Here is a 16,209-nt window from a genome sequence, read left to right on the forward strand (position 1 = left end):
TGGCGCTTCCGGCAGCGCGATATCGTCGGCGCCTCCTCTCGATGCCCCCGGCGCCGAGCCGCTTAGATCGAGGCTGGCGACACCTTCTTGATCGTGCCGAGCGTGTAGGCGGAGGGCACGATTCCAAGCCAACTGTCATGGAAATTTGTGCCGTCATCAGAATACTGCATGACAAACCATTGAGGCGAGCGCCCTACAGCATCTTTGTTCGGTGCAATACCCACCTGGTTCAGGATCTTGCTCTGCCCCGAGCCAAAATCCATGATGACATCGAACGACTGGCCGTCCCATTGAGCACGGTCTGCTGACAGGTTACCATTCGTGAGGTCGCTAAGTGCGCCGTCTCTAAGTGCGACAGACGTTGACAGGGTCGCCGAACTTATCGCGTTTGCGCCGCCGATGGTCTCATAGACCTCCAGCTCTGACATGCCTGAATAATTCTCGCCACGCGTCATGACAGTAAAATTCACCATCCGCCACCATCTGTGGCTCGTCAGCACGTTATCCACTGGCGTGTCACCGACATGTGGGGGAGCGCTTGCATAGGGGTGAATTTCGGGAAGCGTAACGGTTGCCCAGCGGTTCTTCAGATACCCCTCGATGCGCTTAATGTCATTATCGGAGGGCACCGCATTGAGGACTATTATCTCCGCCCAATCTGCCCCGCCGCGCGAAGTTCCACGATCAAAATTGATGCTGTCGAATGACCCAGCAGCAGAACCGGCTGTCTTGAGTCCTATGATGTTCCAGGTGCTCTGGCCCGTAAAACCCTGAATGCTGGGATTTACCGTGGTGCCGTTGCGACGTGCTGCCGTATCCCGCCAGTCAGCATCACCGTAGAGGACATTCACGAGGGGGTCAGCCACCAGATAGCCTTCCTGATGTGAAGTTCCGCCACGATGGAATGGGTAGGTTGACCCGGTACTGCCGAATAGGAACCCGCCGCCCTCTAAGCTTGCATTAGTGCCGGTGCCAACCACCGCAAATATCGCTTTGGCCGTGGTGATCGCGCTGGTCCACGACATCTTCCTGCCGCTCGAAACAGGAGGGTTGCCCACCGGCCCGCAATCTATGACGTTTACCCCGCCCAGCTGTGCCGACGAGGAGTAATTGGGCTTGTTGGTCGCTTCGGTCAGGTGGTTGTTGTTGCCGCTCTTGTCGTTCCAGGCCGAGATCAGGCTGCTCGCGGCGGTGATCGTCGCCAGATCCTTGGCCTCGTGCCAGGCCAGCACGCCTGTGAGATTTGCTGGCGTCCATGCAGCGGGTGGCGGCACGGCCCCGCGTTGCCATGTCTTTCTGTCATTGAGCATGTGGACGAACATGGGGAAGCCTTTCTCTAATGAAGCAGGAACCCGACGCCAGCGGCCAGGGTGAAGGCAAGGAACGGCAATCAGGCCTGCCCCTTGGTTGGCATCGCCCGCATGGCCGCCGCAACTCGCCGCTCGTTCATGTCGTCGGTCGCACCGGCAAGCTCGATGACAAATTGTGGCACCCACTCGGCGCGCAGCGTGAACCGGTGGACCGATCCGTCGGGCATGACGAACTGGAACGCCAGATGACTGCCATCCTCCGACGTACCAACGGCGTAGGCAGAGACCAGCGCTTCGACGAAGCTGCCGAACTGTGCACGAAATCCCCTACGGCTGCCCTCAATCAGGTCAGCGAGCTCTGGTGGTGGCGCCGGCAGCGTCCTAACGGCCATTGATGGACCTCATCGCGTCACGCACGGCCAAGGCCGTCTGCCGGCGCATCTCGGCTATGCTGACATTACTCACCTGGGCGCCGCCCTGAATAGTGACTGACATGGCGACGTGAACGGGTCGCTGATCACCACCACCAGATGTTTTCTCGGTCGAGCCCTGACCAGAGCGCACATCGGTGAACTGGTCGGGCCGAGCGATGATGACCTTCTCGTTCGGGGATTTGAAGAACTCTACCTTCTGAGTGTCGCCAGGTCCGCCACCGATCATGCCGCCGGTGTCGAAGCCATAGACGGCGCGGTGTGCGATCTGCTCGGGAGTAGCGGCAAGCCGATCGAGGCCATAGCCGATTGGCTGATACCCGCCGATCGCGGCATAGTTTGACCTGGCCGTCGCAAGGGCAGCCATGTAAGCCGCGTTTTGCGAGTCCGTCGCCGTGCTGCTGGAAGACGAGGAACCGCTGTAGGATGAGCCGCCAATCCCCGACGCCCCGGCACTCGCCTTGATCTCATCGAGCAACTGCGCGGTCTTTCTCGTGTTGCCCTCAATGTTCATCTGGAGCGTCCAGGCCCGGGTGGCGTCGCTGGTGGCAACTTGCCCTGTGAAGGCGGATTGTGGATTGGCAAATGCCATGGACTGCGCGTTCGGGATGACTGTTGCAGAAGCCGAAGGCACGACGAGCTCCGGGCCGCGCTCCCCGACCCAATAGGGCATGTTGGCCGACATTGGGCCGCCGGCGGCTCGAGCCGGGTACATCGCATTCACCTGCGCCAGCACGTTTGGATCTTGGTACGTCGTGGGCTGGACGTAGCCCCACGAATTCGTCGACGTGTTGAAAATCGGCGTCTGTGAAATCTGCCGATCGGTGCTGCTGAAGCGTGTAACGCCGACAGAGCTTGACCCACCGTTACCATAGCCTCCTTGGCTGCCGTAGCCGCTGGACGGGACGGAATAAGCCGCCAGCGATGGCCCGGCGCCATTGCCGCCGTACCTGTTGACGCCGACAGGACCGCCCGGGACGTCGTAGACGGACCGCTGCCCTGTGCCAACCTGCACTGTCTGGACGCGGATCGTTATCGTTTTGTCCTTGAGCGCCTGGACTGCGGCTCCGAGCTGCTTGGCGCCAGCGGTGTCGGCGTCAAGCTGCATCCGGGTCTGGACCAGTGAATCGAGGAACTTGTTTACAGCGTCAACGCCGAAACCGTCATGGATAAGGGTTTGGCGGATCATGTCCAGGCCTTCGAACACCGCCCGCGTGCTGGCGTTGCCAGTGTTCATGGCATCGAAAAGGCGATTTACGGTATCGACCGATCGCTGCAGTTCGGCATTGGCGTTGGCGATGCCGCTTATGTCGTTGAAGAACAACTTGGCATTGTCGCTGCCCGCCGCCGTCGCCAAGGCCTGCCTCAACTGGGCGGCCTCCTGCGTCGTCGAACGAAGCTGGTTATCGAGATCCATGAAGCTCGAAAGCTGGTTGCGACGCGCCTCCTGGACAGCCTGGTCGACCTGTTGGAATCCAGTCAGGGCAGATTGCACGGAACGTTCGACGCCGAACTGCCCTGTGCTGCCAGCATTTAGGGTGCCAAACAGATTGGCGATGGTCGCGTCGGCGCCGCCGGCCGAAGCCTGCATGTCCTTGAAGCCTTGCGAGACGCTGAACAGGGTCGCCACCGCCTTAGCGTTGTTGTCGACGATATCCTTGATGGCGCTTTTCTCGTTCAGCTTGTCCTGCAGTTCGGCGGCCTGGTTGGCTGCATCCTGAAAGTCCTTTGCGAACTGGCGAGCGTTCTCCGAAATGCTCGGATCAATGCGCATCCGGCCGAGAGCGGCCGCAATACGATCTGCGGCATCGGCGGCACCTGATTTACCAATGACTGCGAGGCTGCCGAACGCTTCCGCCCCCTTCTCCCCGACCAGCCCGAATTCCTCGCTGACGCTCTGCAACTGCCTTGTCAGAAACCCCAGGGTGTCAGTCAGGGTCTTCTGATTTTCTTTGATCTTGTCTTGGATGTCGGCGCTCGCGACAGACTGCGGAATCTTTGCGGCCGCTTCCTCGTATTGCTTCGCCGCCTTGGCCGCTTCGGGATAGGCCGCCGCGATTTCATCAATGAGGGCTTTGTGTTCGGAAAGCACCTGGTCGACGCTCTGGATACTGGTGCGCGTCGAGATGACATAGGCCGCGAGGCCAGCAACAGCGGCAACGCTGGCCGTGGTGGCGATGCCTGGCAGTGACGTTAGCCAGCCCGCAAACGCTGCACGAGCGTCCGCTGTGGCAGCTATAAGCCCGCCCTCGCCAGAGAGGGCGTATGATAGATGGTTCGCTTGCTGGGTAAGGATTTGCATGGTCGGCACGCCGAGCATCAGCCCTTCAGCCGCAGACCGGCCGGCATGAGCCAGCGACATCATCTGAGTGCTGCCGAGCCTCGCCGCGCTTGCTGCATGCTCGGTTTCGGTGGCCACTTTTCCAGCAGCGCCGGCCTGGATATTCAGAGCGCCGATCGCGCCTTGGCTCAGCGTGGCCTTCTGCTTTTCCAGTTCAACGCCGATCCGGTTGGCGTCGTTGATCTCGACGAGAGCAGTTTCATACTGCTGCATCGACGCGCCCATGACGGAGAAGTTCGCCTTGGTCTCCATCTGGGCAAGGTTGAGGCTTTCCAGGGTCGCCGTAGCTGTCTTGGTCGCAGCCGCAACCTTTTCGAGGCTGGCGGCGGCAGGGGACGCCACACCGGCCATTTTCGACAATAGCGCATTGTTCTGTTCGATTAGCCCGGCGATCTTCGCCAGGCCTGCCGACATGCCCGCACCGCTCAGCTTCGCCGAAATCTGCGCATCGAACGCGGTCGCCTGCTGCTGCGCTCGCGCCAGCGCGGCTTCGAATGCAGCCGTGGTGGCGCTGATTTGAATTACGACGTTGCCGGCGGTGGTTTCCATGGCTTAGGCCCCCACCTTGAACGGCTTGCCGCCGTTGCACAGCGCGGCGAGGTATTCCGACAGCTTGCCGGAAAGCTCGACCAGATTGGATCCTGCAACAGCCCTGGCCGTGCTCCTGGCATCGTCACCTTTCAGGCCGGCGCCGGCATTGATGACCAAGGCCATCATTGCGAGGTTAAGCCGAGAGACGGCCGCCATGGCCGGCGCAAGCCCGTCCGATGCATCCGAAATGGTGATTACCGCCTGGGACGAATGCGCCAAGGTCAGGGTTTTGCCGTCGAGTTCGATTTCGATCTTGATGGTCTCGGTCGTCATGATGGACTCCTTTAAGCTGCTGCTTGCACGGCGGCGGGCAATTTCACGCCAGGATTGTCGGCGAGGTATTCGGCCGTGTTGGCATAGAACTTCCCAAGGGCGATCTCGTCCGCCGTGGCGGCCGGGTAAGCGCCTTGACCAGGAATGACCTTGCGGACCATCTGGCCATCCTTGGTGAGCCAAGGCGTGGGAACGGCCTTCTTCTCGAAGTCGTCGAACACGCGATCCTCAAGGCCGGTGATGGCCTTGATCTCGTTCCTCGCGACCAACATTGCGGCCTCCGCCGCTTCGGCGGCTTCCTCCGCCTCTCGAATCCCCGCGACCTGGCCTTCATCAACCCGGCGGTTCATCACCAGATCGCGAAGCTGCCCGAACTGCTCATCCAAGAGCCCGGACAAAGCCCCAGGAGCCGAAAGGACCGCATCCACGATCCTTTCATCCCGGTTCGCACTGACGAACGCCATGCGCTCGCCGGGCTTCATCGCCCTGACCAGCGCGCGAATTTCCTGCCGCTCAAGCGCAGCAGCGATATTGGTAGGGTCCGGCTGAGGGAAAGCCGAAACCGAAATGGCCGCCCGCGCCGTCTTGGCATCGGCAAGAGCCTTGGCGATCGGCGCGAAGGCCGCTTTGAGGCCAGGAAGATAGGTCTTCGCCGCCTCGTCCCTGATGGCCTTCTGCCGACCGACTTCGGTAAAGCCAGGATCGGCCTTGATCGCGACCGATCGCGCTGTGAAGCGATCGGCGACGTCGAGACAAGCCGCTGCGGCCAGGCGAAGGGCATCGTTTTTGACACGGCCGACGATCTGCTGAGTGCGGAAGTTCATGGGCTTGGGCTCCTTTATTGACGGTGATAGGCAACGGAGTAAGCGACAGGCGGCTCGCGACGCTGCAGGATCAGGTTCATGGCGCCCGCCACGGCGTTGGCGATGTCATCGTGCCCGTTCGGCCCATGGTCGATGGACTCGCGGCCACCACGGGCCACACGACGCTCCAGGCCGACGATCTGGGTGACGAGCTTCTTGTTGTCGAGAAGCTCGATCGAGCCGCTGTTCAGGCCCGGCAGCATGGCCTGGTAGAGTTCGCTGCGGGTCTTTTCCGCCACCCGGTAATGGATGCCGTGATTGCGATAGAGTTCGCGTGGAAACTCCCCGGCATATTTGTCACCGTGCACGGTCGTGATGCCGTAGGACTTCAGCAGGCCCGCATATTCGGCCGTGACGGCTTCCGGTGAGAATGGCGGCTTCCGCTCCCGCACAGCGTCCAGAATGGCTCTCTTGCCGTCCCTGTGGGCGATTGCGAGGGTATAGGAGTCATTGCTGCCGCCAGACGAGTCGGCAAAGGCCACATAGCTGTTCTTGGCCTCGTAAGGCAGTTCCACCACTCCGGGCGGGACGCAAGCTTCCACCACGTCCAGCGAAACGAACTGTTCGACATCGACACGGAACTCCGCTCCGAACTCTGCCGCCGCCGATGACGCATCGTCCGCATAGGCTTCGGCGATAAGCTCGCTGTCTCGGGTGAGGTTCGGGTTCATCCGCCATGTCGGCGCCCGCACCACGAGCACCTTGCTGTTCTTGCCCCAATGGGTCTTCCACTTGCGATAGAGCAGGCCCTTCCGGGCATGGGGTGAGCTGATGCCGATCAGCATCGCGCCGGGGATCGTGGCCATGGATGGCTTGATGGCCTGGAAAACGTCCTCATCAGGGTTGCTGCTGTTCTCCGAGAGCCAGAAAGCCACCTCGTCCAGCACGGCAGCGACCACGGTACGGCCACGGACACGGCGCTTGTCGTTGGTGGTGACCTCGATGCTGAGACCGTTCTTCAGTTCGATGCCGTCGGCGGTCTCCCGCTTCACTGTCTTGCGAAGGATCGGCTGTTCAAAGAATGCCTTGGTGTACCCCAGCACCACCTTGGCCTGGTCGCGGTCGACGGCAAGGGCCTGCACCACCCCACGCTCGCCACGGACCAGCTTGGAGAGGTAGCCATATTGCTCGGCTCCGAACGTAGCGAGGTAGGCCACGATCGATGCCGCCTTGACGTCCTTGCCCGAGCGTCGGCCGCAGATGAACCATCCCTCAGTTGCCGGTGATGTCGGCGCCTCGTCCCTGCCTGTCAGTTCGGTGAAGATGGCAAGCTCCGCCTGGTCTAGCGGCTCGCCGAACAAGGCCTTGTCGATGACGTGCCATGCACTCCATGTATCTGCAGCGAACCACGGGCCGAACAGGTCCGGGTCTTTGCATGCCTCAGAGTAGGAGAAGGCCAGTGCGCTCATGCGGCCTTGCCTGCCTTCTCTGCCGCCTTGGTGGCCATGAACGTGGCGATGTCCGGCGTGATGTCGTGCGCCTTGCGCTCCAGGCCGATGTCGGCGAGCAACCGGCGCTGCGCATTGGTCAGCGCCATGAACTCGGATAGGTCGACGGGATCGCCGGAGAGGTAGTTGGCGCCGAGATCCTTGATCATCGCACCGAGAAGCGCAGCGCCGTCGACAAGCTCACGCTGCATTGCCGACAATCGATCGATTCCGCCGAGATCACTGGCGATGCTGTTGCGCAACTCGAATGTGGCCTTTGCCGCCGCTGTCCTGCGGTCGAGATCGGCCAACGTGCGCAGCCTGGCTTTCGCCCCGCTTCTGGAAGCATTGGGCGTTGAACCCAGGTCTATCAGGTCGGCATCTGCGGGCATTTCCGAACCTCAATTTGCCGCGACGCGCGCGGATACTGTGCGGACACGATCACCTCAGTTGAGATGGAAAGCAAGCAAATTCAATGGCTTGTCATAAACTGTCGACTGATAAGCTATCAGTGGCACGCTAATGTCATGCACTGTCTTGGCGACCGAGTGGACAACTTGTCCGTTCGGTTCCAGGCACAGGCTGGCGAAGCAGTGGAAGAAAAAGGAGCGAGTTCCGAACGCGCATGAGGCTTCCTTCTCTGTAGAAATCCGTGACAAGCGTGACAGAGCGTGACAAATGTCACGGCGTCACGGTGTAGGTAGAGCGTGACGTGACGTGACACCCCCTTATAAGGGTGTCACGCTGTCACGCCTCCACCCGGCCTATGCGCACCTCCAGGCATGATTGTCGTAAACCTGAATGTGTCCGCCATCGCGAAGCTCTTTCCTTGCGCGGTAGAAGGCCTGGCGCTTGGTGTCGGCATCATCCTCGACGGAGTGCAGGTACGCATGCTTTCGCCATTCGTCGATCGAGACGACATTGCAGGGTGGCCAATCTTGCCCGACCTTGCGAATGCCGTGCGCTGCCAACGCGTCGTCAAGAGCATTCAGCGCCGCTCGATTGCCAGCGGAAAGCCCCGTCTTCTTCTTGATGGCTGATGCCTTCGCCTTCACGTCCGCATCCATCTCGGCAACAAGCGTCCCGTGAGACTGCACCATCCTGAAGCCCCAGGAGCCGGTACTGTCGGCGTCCTTGTGCCTCTCGACGGTCAAGGTTGCCGTCATGCCTTCCTTGTCGCCCTCGACCTTGAGACGCGTATCGAACGAGCCCCAGAAGTGGGTATGCATGCGGGCGCGGGTATCGTCCTGCCAGCCTGTATGCGCCACGGTGAGGATCGACGCGCCGGTTTCCCGCAAGATGCGCTGGATACCATGCACCCACGCCCGTGCGGTCTTGTCCTCGATCTCCGAGCCGGCCATGGAGCCGCCGAAGATGTCGATGACCACCAGTGCGAAGAAATCCTCCTTCATCCTGGTGATAAGCGCCGTCACATCGTCGGGGACGTCCAGTCGGATCTCCTTCGGGTAGAGAAACGCTCGGCGGTTTTCTTCCTCGATGCGGTGGTGATCGTACCAGCCAGGTATACGCAGCCGGCCGACACCATTCGCGCCCTCGGTGGCGACAAAAAGCACGCCGCCGTGACTGACTTCGTTGCCGTGCCAGTCCTGGCCGGTGTCGACGCTCAGGCCGATATCGATCGCCAAGAATGACTTGAAGGCGTTCGACTTGCCAAAAAGAACCGCGGTGGAACGCTTCTGTATGAGGCCCTCCACCAGCCATTCCGGTTCCGGCAAGTTGCACATGTCGTAGTAGGAGAGGAACTGCATCAGTAGCTCCTCCGGTTCGCCCTACGGTACTCGCGCGCCGCGTCAGCGACATGCGCAGGCGGCCGGTGCGTAGGGCGTTGTCGACCAGCCCATTCGGCGAGTAGCTGGGCAGCACCGTCGTGGAGCCTCTCCAGGAGCGTGCAGGTGTAGCCGAAGTCATCCAGGGCGTATTGCGCCTGCATGAGGTGCAAGCGCGCCTTTCTGACTCCGATTTCTACCGGCGGCGGCACATAGAGATTTCGCCAATCAATCGGCTCGTTGATCACGCGCCACCTCCATAGGCCAAGCGGGCCGTAGCCAGAGCCAATGGAACCGACATCGGGAAGCGGGTGATGATGCGCGACGCTTGCCTGAAACGAAGGGCTTCGGTATTGTCGCCGGTATCGAACGCTGCCAGGCTATTCGAGATTTCCAGCGAGCCGTCCCTTGTGGGCGGCTTTCGCGTTTCAGGAAGCGTCTGCATCGGCGCCTCCACCCTTGAGCCGGTTTGCAAGGCGCATTGCCTCGACCGCCTGCATCGTCGTGATGCCGAACCGGGTACGCAGGTCGGGAATAGTGGCGCGGCCGGTCCGCTCGCGTGGCGAGACGAGATAGAGAGCCGCCGCCGTGACCGCTTCATCAGGCTGGAAATCGGTCTGCATCATGCGGCCCTCGCTTTGCGAGGATTGGGCCGGCATTCCTTGCCTTCGATCCAGGCTCGGATCGATGACACGCGATACAAAATGCGTCCGCCAAGTTCAACGTAAGGGATACCATCGGGTTGATTTTGCCAGCGGATCAAAGTCCGCTCGCTGACCTTGAGTTCGGCCGCCAGGGAAGGGCGATCAAGGTAATCGTCGAGGATGCTCATAGAAGCTCCGTGCGATGGCGCTTGCGGCGGGCTTCTGGATCACAGGTCGCAAAAAAGCCGGCGCAGCGCGGGGGTTAATTTTCCGCTCGCTTCCGGCTTCACTCAAATTTGTGGGGTATGGCCGGAAACCTGGGACATCCATCCCGTACGCCTGTCTTCCAGGCATGGCGCTATCCGGCGCGTCCACCGACGAATCATCCAAAACGTCGGCACCGGCAATATGAGTCACCTTTTGTTCTTTTGCAAGTCCCCCATGTCGAGGGTTGTCGACAAGTGTCAGCCCGCTTTGAATTCCTTGATGTCGGCGCCCTTGTCCTCTGGCTTGGCCGTCATGATCGCGCCGACACGCTCGGTCGCCTGTCGCAGCGGATCATCCATAAGGTGGCTGTAGCGAGCTGTGGTGGCCGGCTGAGAGTGTCCGAGCAACGCGCCGATGATCGGCAGGGAAAGGCCCGCGCTGGCCAGCACAGAGGCGTAGGTATGGCGTAGGTCGTGGATGCGGGCAGAAGGTGTCACTACGACCTTTTCGCCCACGGTTTCGGCGGTGACGATGCCGGCGGCGATACAGACGTCCCGCCACTCGTTCTTGATCTCAACGCGGTGGTCGGCGCCACGGCCGGGGAACACATAGACAGCATCGTCCTTCGCCTTCTCGCGCAGCTCGGTGAGCAGCAGCCGGGCAGGGGCCGACAAAGGGACGCGGTGCATGGTCTTCTGTTTCGTCGTCGAGCCCGGCTTAGTCCAAACTCCTTCGGTCAGGTCGAACTGTTCCCACTTGGCCGCCTGCACTTCGCCACGGCGCGCGCCGGTCAGCAGTAAAAGGCGGATGATGTTTGCTGCCTGTTGATCCTCCTGCTTGGCCAAGGCCTCGGTCAGCTTCGCCAGTTCGGCCGGCGACAGATAGCGGTGACGCTTCTGCTCATCGTTGCGCTCGATACCCTTGGCCGGATTGTCGGTGCGCCAGCGCCACTTGATTGCGAGCCCGAACATCTTCGAAAGGACCGCCACGGTCCGGTTGGCGAGATAGGGTGCCGTCTTTGAGATCTTCCTATGCAAGCTGTCGATATCGGTGAACTCGACCTCGGCCACCTTCTTGCTCTTGAGGGCCGGCAGGATGTGGTTCTTGATCAGCGCCCGGTAATCCCTGGCGGTCGTGTCACGCTTCTTGGAGAGGTGTTCCGTCTCGAACCGCCCGCAGAGATCGGCGACGGTCTTTGCGTCTCGCGATGCCGCGACCACGCCCATGGGGTCGGCACCGACGTCGATCTGCTTCTTGAGGTTCTTTGCTTCCTCGCGCGCCGGTATTGTCTTCCAGTCCGGGCGGGAGCCGATCGTGTAGCGGCGTTCCAGACCACTTCGGGTGCGATAGTTCAGGATGAATGAGCGGGCGCCAGCGGCGGTAACCCGAATGCCGAAGCCCTTCACGCCTTCGTCATAGGTGATCTTATTGCCGGTCGCAGGCAAGGCGAGTGTGTCAACGATGGTGTCGGTGAGCTTGGTGGCCATGTCCGTTTCCGTGTCCGCACTGTGTCCGTCTGCTTGACGGGTGTTTCTATGCGGCTATTGTCGCACGGTGTCATGATTTGTCAAAACATGTCCGTTTCGAATCAACAGCTTAGTGTGCGGACACGGGGAATATTGAACATCTTCAATGGCTTGCTAAAACTGCTCAGAATGAACTTTTAATCAGTAGGTCATGGGTTCGAATCCCATCGCGCTCACCAAATGCATCAGGTCTCGGTATCCGTAAATCTGTGTCCGCTCGGTGTTCGCAAATTGAGGCGGGCAGGCCCAAGGCTTTCCGCGATCACACCATAGGCTAACGCGATCACACAGTTCACAATAAAACTACAAGCGGTCGATTCCTTCAGGGATGTAGCCACTCCAAAAGCCCGTCGCAGGTCGCTCCTGTGGCGGGTTTTTCATTAACCGGGGACTGAGGGGCCACGGCGTACGGCATTGTTGACCGTCAGCGTCCCCTGCAGCCTTGCACTCGTCGCTGAGCCGGACAAGCAATTGGCTGTCGCATTTGAACCCCGTCCACGTATTTTAGCATCTGCTTGAATTTCTTCTGAAGCAGGATCATGATGCAACAGGTTTGAAGGGTAAAGCGTCATGGAATTCGCAAGCTGCTATGACCAGAGCGCGAGCATCTTTGCGTCGACGATGTTCTTGAACATCACGGCGTTTTTCATAATTCTGGCCGCGTTTGCCGTTGCACGGCTGATTACAATATCCAGCGAAGGTTCCGTGAACCGGCTTCAGACCGCGTAAAGCCCGGGCATATGGCCGCAGAGAAGGTGCTCGCGGTCAAGGACTGGACTGCGCTATAAGCGACGAGACGCCCGACGAGCAGCAACGCCTCAGACGCTGCGCGACAAATGCACGTCCAGAACGGCAGCCTTCTTGGCAATCAGTCCTTCCAGATCCGCGTCGGATCGCTTGGTGCCGGTTCGTTCGCGCAGCAGGGAGATCACCGCGCTCATCGAAAGCTGGGCGGTCCGACCGCTCAGGATGGCATCCACCGCGCCGGCCACATCCGGTGTGTCCGTCGGTGCTCGCATGATCGGTTCCTTTCTGTTCAGCTCGGCCTCGGCGCCGTCGGCCGGTCCCCGTACACCCCGGTCGAAGATGACGGCCAGGCCGTTCTTCACGGCGAGGGCGGCGACCATGTCGTCAAGTTCGTGATCGGAAAGTGCTGGCTCCGAAGGATCGGGTTTCAGGGTTCTGCGGATCACTCGGGCAGCCTGGTCCGTCGACACAAAGCCAAAGTGCCGTTTTCTGGCCTCGACATATTGTTCGACGATCATGCTCAGGCGCCGGGCTGCGATATCCCTGGGTTGCTGCATCTGGACCTCCTTCGGCTGCGGTAAGCGCAGGCCGGCATTACCGACAGGAAATAGGGCGGCTGGTCGAATCAAACAGGGGACGGATCGATCATTCGACGCATCTTCCAATGATTCAGGAACGATCCCGGCCCTGATGCATTTTGGCTCTATGACCAGCTCATTGAGGGACGCCGGGACATGAAGATTGCCCACGTCGCACCACTTTACGAGTCGGTGCCGCCAAGACTCTACGGGGGCACCGAACGCATCATCTCATATCTTACCGAAGCTCTCGTCGGCCTCGGCCACGACGTGACGTTGTTCGCCAGTGGCGACACGAAGACCTCCGCCAGACTGGTGCCGTGCCGCGAAAGGGCGCTTCGTCTCGATCCCCGTCCGCTGAAGTCCGAGATCGCGGCGCATTTGTCGATGCTCGATGAAGTGAGGAAACGGGCCGACGATTTCGATGTCGTCCATTTCCATCTCAGCCATTTCCTGCATTTTCCGTTTTTCCGTGATATGCCGCAGCGCACGGCGACGACCCCGCATGGCAGGCTGGATTACGCGGACCTCGCGCAGGCCTATGACCGGTTTCCGCGGTTTCCCATGATTTCCATATCCCGCAGCCAGCGGGCGCGGTTCGCGTCCGCGAATTGGCTGGCGACAATCCATCATGGGCTGCCGCTTGGGCTTTATGAGCCCGATTTCGAGGCAGGCACTGATGGCGCCTATCTGGCGTTCCTCGGCAGAATGTCGCGCGACAAGCGGCCGGACCGGGCGATCGAGATCGCTCGCCGCACCGGCCTGAAACTGAAGCTCGCCGCCAAGATCGGCGATGGCGACCGCGCCTATTTCGAGGAAGTCGTGCAGCCGCTGATCGATGGCGACCGGGTCGAGTATGTCGGCGAGATCGACGAGGACCAGAAGGGCAGGTTTCTGGGCAATGCGGCCGCTTTGCTGTTTCCCATCGATTGGCCCGAACCCTTCGGGCTTGCGGTGATCGAGGCCATGGCCTGCGGAACCCCAGTCATGGCCTGGAGTTGCGGGGCCATGCCAGAGATCATCGATTATGGGGTCACCGGCTTTGTCGTCGAAACCATCGAAGATGCCGTCGCCTCGATGCCCGCTCTCCTGCAACTCGACAGGCGAAGAATAAGAGCCGTCTTCGAAAGGCGGTTTTCCGCCGACAGAATGGCCAGGGATTATGTCGCGGCGTATTCGCGGCTGAGCAATGGCGTCGAGCAGAGCAGAGCCTCGTAGACCTTCAACCCGTTCGGAAACCAGCACGGGACAATCTTCTTGACCATTACCCAACTCGACGAGCGCAAGCTCGATCCTGCCATAGCACTGGCTTCCCTGGACGAAACCGCCCCCAGGGAGCCGCATCGGCTTTATGCTCTCAAGCATGGCGATTGCTTTGCGGTCGCCGATGCCTATGGCGACATACGTGGCGCCGGCGACGGCTTCTTCCGCGACGACACGCGTGTGCTTTCAGAATTTCGCCTGACTGTTGGCGGGCGGTCGCTGTCGTTGCTTGGCGCATCGCTCAGCCAGGACAACGTCCTGTTCACCACCAACCTGACCAATTTGCCGATCGAGAGCACCGCGAGCCGCCAGATTCCGCAGGGTGCGATCCATATCGAGCGCGCCAGGCTTCTGTGGGAGGAAAGGCTGTATGAACGCATCACGCTCTCCAACTACAGCCGGGAGCATTCGACGGTCCTGGTGTCGCTGCGCTTTGGTGCCGATTTTCGCGACATGTTCGAAGTCCGTGGCTCGACCCGCTCCAAACGCGGCACCGCCCACACGGCCGAGATCGATCGGAACTCGGTCGTGCTCCGCTACGAAGGCCTGGACAAGGTGGTACGGACCTCCGCGATATCGTTTTCGCAGACGCCCGATCAATTGACCTCCGAGCGGGCGGATTTCTTCATCGCGATTACCAAGCGAAGCAGCCAGACGCTTTACGTGGAAGTGGGCGGCGAGACGCCAGACCGCCCCGAAAGCCGGCGGTTCCGGGCTGCCGCCGCCCGTGCCCGTTTCGGCATGCGCGCAAAGCGCCGGCACGGGGCGACACTGCACAGTTCGGGCCGCGTCTTCAATGATTGGATGGAGCGGGCCCGCGCCGATGTGGCGTTGCTCACGACGGAATTGGCGACCGGCCCTTACCCCTATGCAGGGATTCCATGGTTCTCCACCGCCTTCGGCCGGGACGGCGTGATCTCAGCTCTGCAGATGCTTTGGCTCAATCCCGGCCTGGCTCGTGGTGTGCTTGCCTTTCTCGCCCAGCACCAGGCGACCGAGACCTCCCCCTTCAGCGATTCCGAACCCGGCAAGATCATGCACGAGACCCGCAAGGGCGAGATGGCGGCGCTGAGTGAGTTGCCGTTCGGCCGCTATTATGGCGGCGTCGACACGACGCCGCTCTACATCCATCTCGCCTGCGCCTATGCGGACCGCACGGGAGACACGGCTTTCATCGATGGCCTTTGGCCATCGCTGTGCGCCGCCGCCGAGTGGATCGAGACAGCCAGTCGTTCGACAGGGTTCCTTACCTACCAGCGCGCCGCCGAGTCCGGCCTTGCCAACCAGGGATGGAAGGACAGTTTCGATTCCGTCTTCCATGCCGATGGCCGCATTCCGAAAGGACCGATCGCTCTGGTCGAGGTGCAGGGCTACGTCTTTGCAGCGTTCCAGGGATTGGCAAAGCTTGCACGGCTGCGCGGCGAAGAGGAGCGGGCCGAAAATTGGGAAGTGCGCGCCGATGTCATTCGCCAACAAGTCGAACGCCATTTCTGGATCGAGGACCTCAGCTACTATGCGCTGGCGATCGATGGCGATGGCCAACCCTGCAAGGTGCGCACGTCCAATGCCGGTCACCTGCTGTATGTCGGCCTTCCCGATCCGGATCGCGCACGCATGGTCGCCGACCAGCTGCTGTCGGCTTCATTCCATTCCGGATGGGGACTGAGGACCCTGGCGGACGACGCGATCTTCTTCAATCCAATGTCCTATCACAACGGCTCCATCTGGCCGCACGACACCGCGATCTGCGCCGCCGGACTGGCGCGCTACGGCATCCGCGACAGCGTGGTGCGGTTGATGAGCGGGACCTTCGAATCCGCGGTTCATTTCAACATGCGGCTGCCCGAACTGTTCTGTGGGTTCACGCGCGCGGCCGGCGAAGCGCCGATTGCCTATCCAGTGGCTTGCCTGCCGCAGGCCTGGTCCGCAGGTTCCGCCTTCATGCTCATGCAGGCCTGCCTCGGCCTTCAGATCGATGGTGGGACGAACGAAATTCACGTGACCCAGCCGCGCTTGCCGATCGGTATCGACAATCTCGTCATTCGTCATCTCTCGGTAGGACATGTGGCGGTGGATCTGACGTTTCAACGCGTGGGAGATCGTGTTGGCGCCTTCCTTGCGGATGCCCATGAGGGACTGGTGCCTCTGGTTGTCCGGAGTTGAAAGATCGGAACCATCATGTGTGCGGAACGTTGGATCACCACGCCAAGGATGCCGGAGT

At 60.9% G+C, this 16,209-nt stretch carries 15 protein-coding genes; 3 read left to right on the forward strand and 12 right to left on the reverse strand.

What is annotated here, in order from left to right; all coding sequences use genetic code 11:
* Positions 1-62: 62 nt before the first annotated feature.
* A complete protein-coding gene (locus EN808_RS12050; RefSeq protein WP_135915870.1) occupies positions 63-1,322 on the reverse strand; it encodes a hypothetical protein in 1,260 nt (419 codons plus the stop codon).
* 17 nt (positions 1,323-1,339) lie between these two features.
* Between EN808_RS12050 and EN808_RS12055 the strand changes: the two genes are divergently transcribed.
* Positions 1,340-1,705, forward strand: coding sequence for a hypothetical protein (locus EN808_RS12055; protein ID WP_135915871.1), 366 nt, complete (start codon positions 1,340-1,342; stop codon positions 1,703-1,705).
* Here the strand turns inward: EN808_RS12055 and EN808_RS12060 are convergent.
* The 11 genes from EN808_RS12060 to EN808_RS36290 form a co-directional block, all read right to left on the reverse strand.
* Entirely contained in the window at positions 1,692-4,631 is a 2,940-nt protein-coding gene (locus tag EN808_RS12060) for a hypothetical protein (RefSeq protein WP_135915872.1), read from the reverse strand. The two genes, EN808_RS12055 and EN808_RS12060, sit on opposite strands and share 14 nt — an antisense overlap.
* A gap of 3 nt (positions 4,632-4,634) precedes the next feature.
* Positions 4,635-4,946 carry a hypothetical protein gene (locus tag EN808_RS12065; RefSeq protein WP_135915873.1) on the reverse strand — a complete coding sequence of 104 codons (312 nt, stop codon included), beginning with the start codon at positions 4,944-4,946 and terminating at the stop codon, positions 4,635-4,637.
* Between the two features lie 11 nt (positions 4,947-4,957).
* On the reverse strand, positions 4,958-5,770 hold the full coding sequence (locus tag EN808_RS12070; protein WP_135915874.1) for a hypothetical protein: 813 nt from the start codon (positions 5,768-5,770) through the stop codon (positions 4,958-4,960).
* Between the two features lie 14 nt (positions 5,771-5,784).
* Positions 5,785-7,218, reverse strand: a complete 1,434-nt coding sequence (locus EN808_RS12075) for a hypothetical protein (RefSeq protein WP_135915875.1) — start codon at positions 7,216-7,218, stop codon at positions 5,785-5,787.
* Entirely contained in the window at positions 7,215-7,628 is a 414-nt protein-coding gene (locus EN808_RS12080) for a hypothetical protein (RefSeq protein ID WP_189524093.1), read from the reverse strand. The genes EN808_RS12075 and EN808_RS12080 overlap by 4 nt, the downstream gene beginning before the upstream one ends.
* A 372-nt stretch (positions 7,629-8,000) precedes the next feature.
* Positions 8,001-9,005 carry an AAA family ATPase gene (locus EN808_RS12085; protein WP_135915876.1) on the reverse strand — a complete coding sequence of 335 codons (1,005 nt, stop codon included), beginning with the start codon at positions 9,003-9,005 and terminating at the stop codon, positions 8,001-8,003.
* A 262-nt stretch (positions 9,006-9,267) separates the two neighbouring features.
* The gene (locus EN808_RS12090) at positions 9,268-9,468 is read right to left on the reverse strand and encodes a hypothetical protein (protein ID WP_135915877.1); all 201 of its coding nucleotides are present in this window, start codon (positions 9,466-9,468) and stop codon (positions 9,268-9,270) included.
* Positions 9,452-9,649, reverse strand: coding sequence for a hypothetical protein (locus EN808_RS12095; RefSeq protein ID WP_135915878.1), 198 nt, complete (start codon positions 9,647-9,649; stop codon positions 9,452-9,454). Before EN808_RS12095 ends, EN808_RS12090 begins: the two co-directional genes overlap by 17 nt.
* The gene (locus EN808_RS12100; RefSeq protein ID WP_135915879.1) at positions 9,646-9,855 is read right to left on the reverse strand and encodes a helix-turn-helix domain-containing protein; all 210 of its coding nucleotides are present in this window, start codon (positions 9,853-9,855) and stop codon (positions 9,646-9,648) included. Before EN808_RS12100 ends, EN808_RS12095 begins: the two co-directional genes overlap by 4 nt.
* Before the next feature lie 276 nt (positions 9,856-10,131).
* Positions 10,132-11,361, reverse strand: a complete 1,230-nt coding sequence (locus tag EN808_RS12105; RefSeq protein WP_135915880.1) for a site-specific integrase — start codon at positions 11,359-11,361, stop codon at positions 10,132-10,134.
* 857 nt (positions 11,362-12,218) lie between these two features.
* The gene (locus EN808_RS36290) at positions 12,219-12,704 is read right to left on the reverse strand and encodes a hypothetical protein (RefSeq protein ID WP_189343662.1); all 486 of its coding nucleotides are present in this window, start codon (positions 12,702-12,704) and stop codon (positions 12,219-12,221) included.
* 177 nt (positions 12,705-12,881) lie between these two features.
* Here EN808_RS36290 and EN808_RS12120 point away from each other — a divergent pair, with 177 nt between their 5' ends.
* Both EN808_RS12120 and EN808_RS12125 read left to right on the forward strand, forming a co-directional pair.
* The gene (locus EN808_RS12120; protein WP_135915881.1) at positions 12,882-13,943 is read left to right on the forward strand and encodes a glycosyltransferase family 4 protein; all 1,062 of its coding nucleotides are present in this window, start codon (positions 12,882-12,884) and stop codon (positions 13,941-13,943) included.
* A gap of 45 nt (positions 13,944-13,988) precedes the next feature.
* The gene (locus tag EN808_RS12125; RefSeq protein WP_135916027.1) at positions 13,989-16,151 is read left to right on the forward strand and encodes an amylo-alpha-1,6-glucosidase; all 2,163 of its coding nucleotides are present in this window, start codon (positions 13,989-13,991) and stop codon (positions 16,149-16,151) included.
* Positions 16,152-16,209 lie beyond the last annotated feature (58 nt).

It is taken from the genome of Mesorhizobium sp. M8A.F.Ca.ET.165.01.1.1 (assembly GCF_004792065.1).
Taxonomy (GTDB): domain Bacteria; phylum Pseudomonadota; class Alphaproteobacteria; order Rhizobiales; family Rhizobiaceae; genus Mesorhizobium.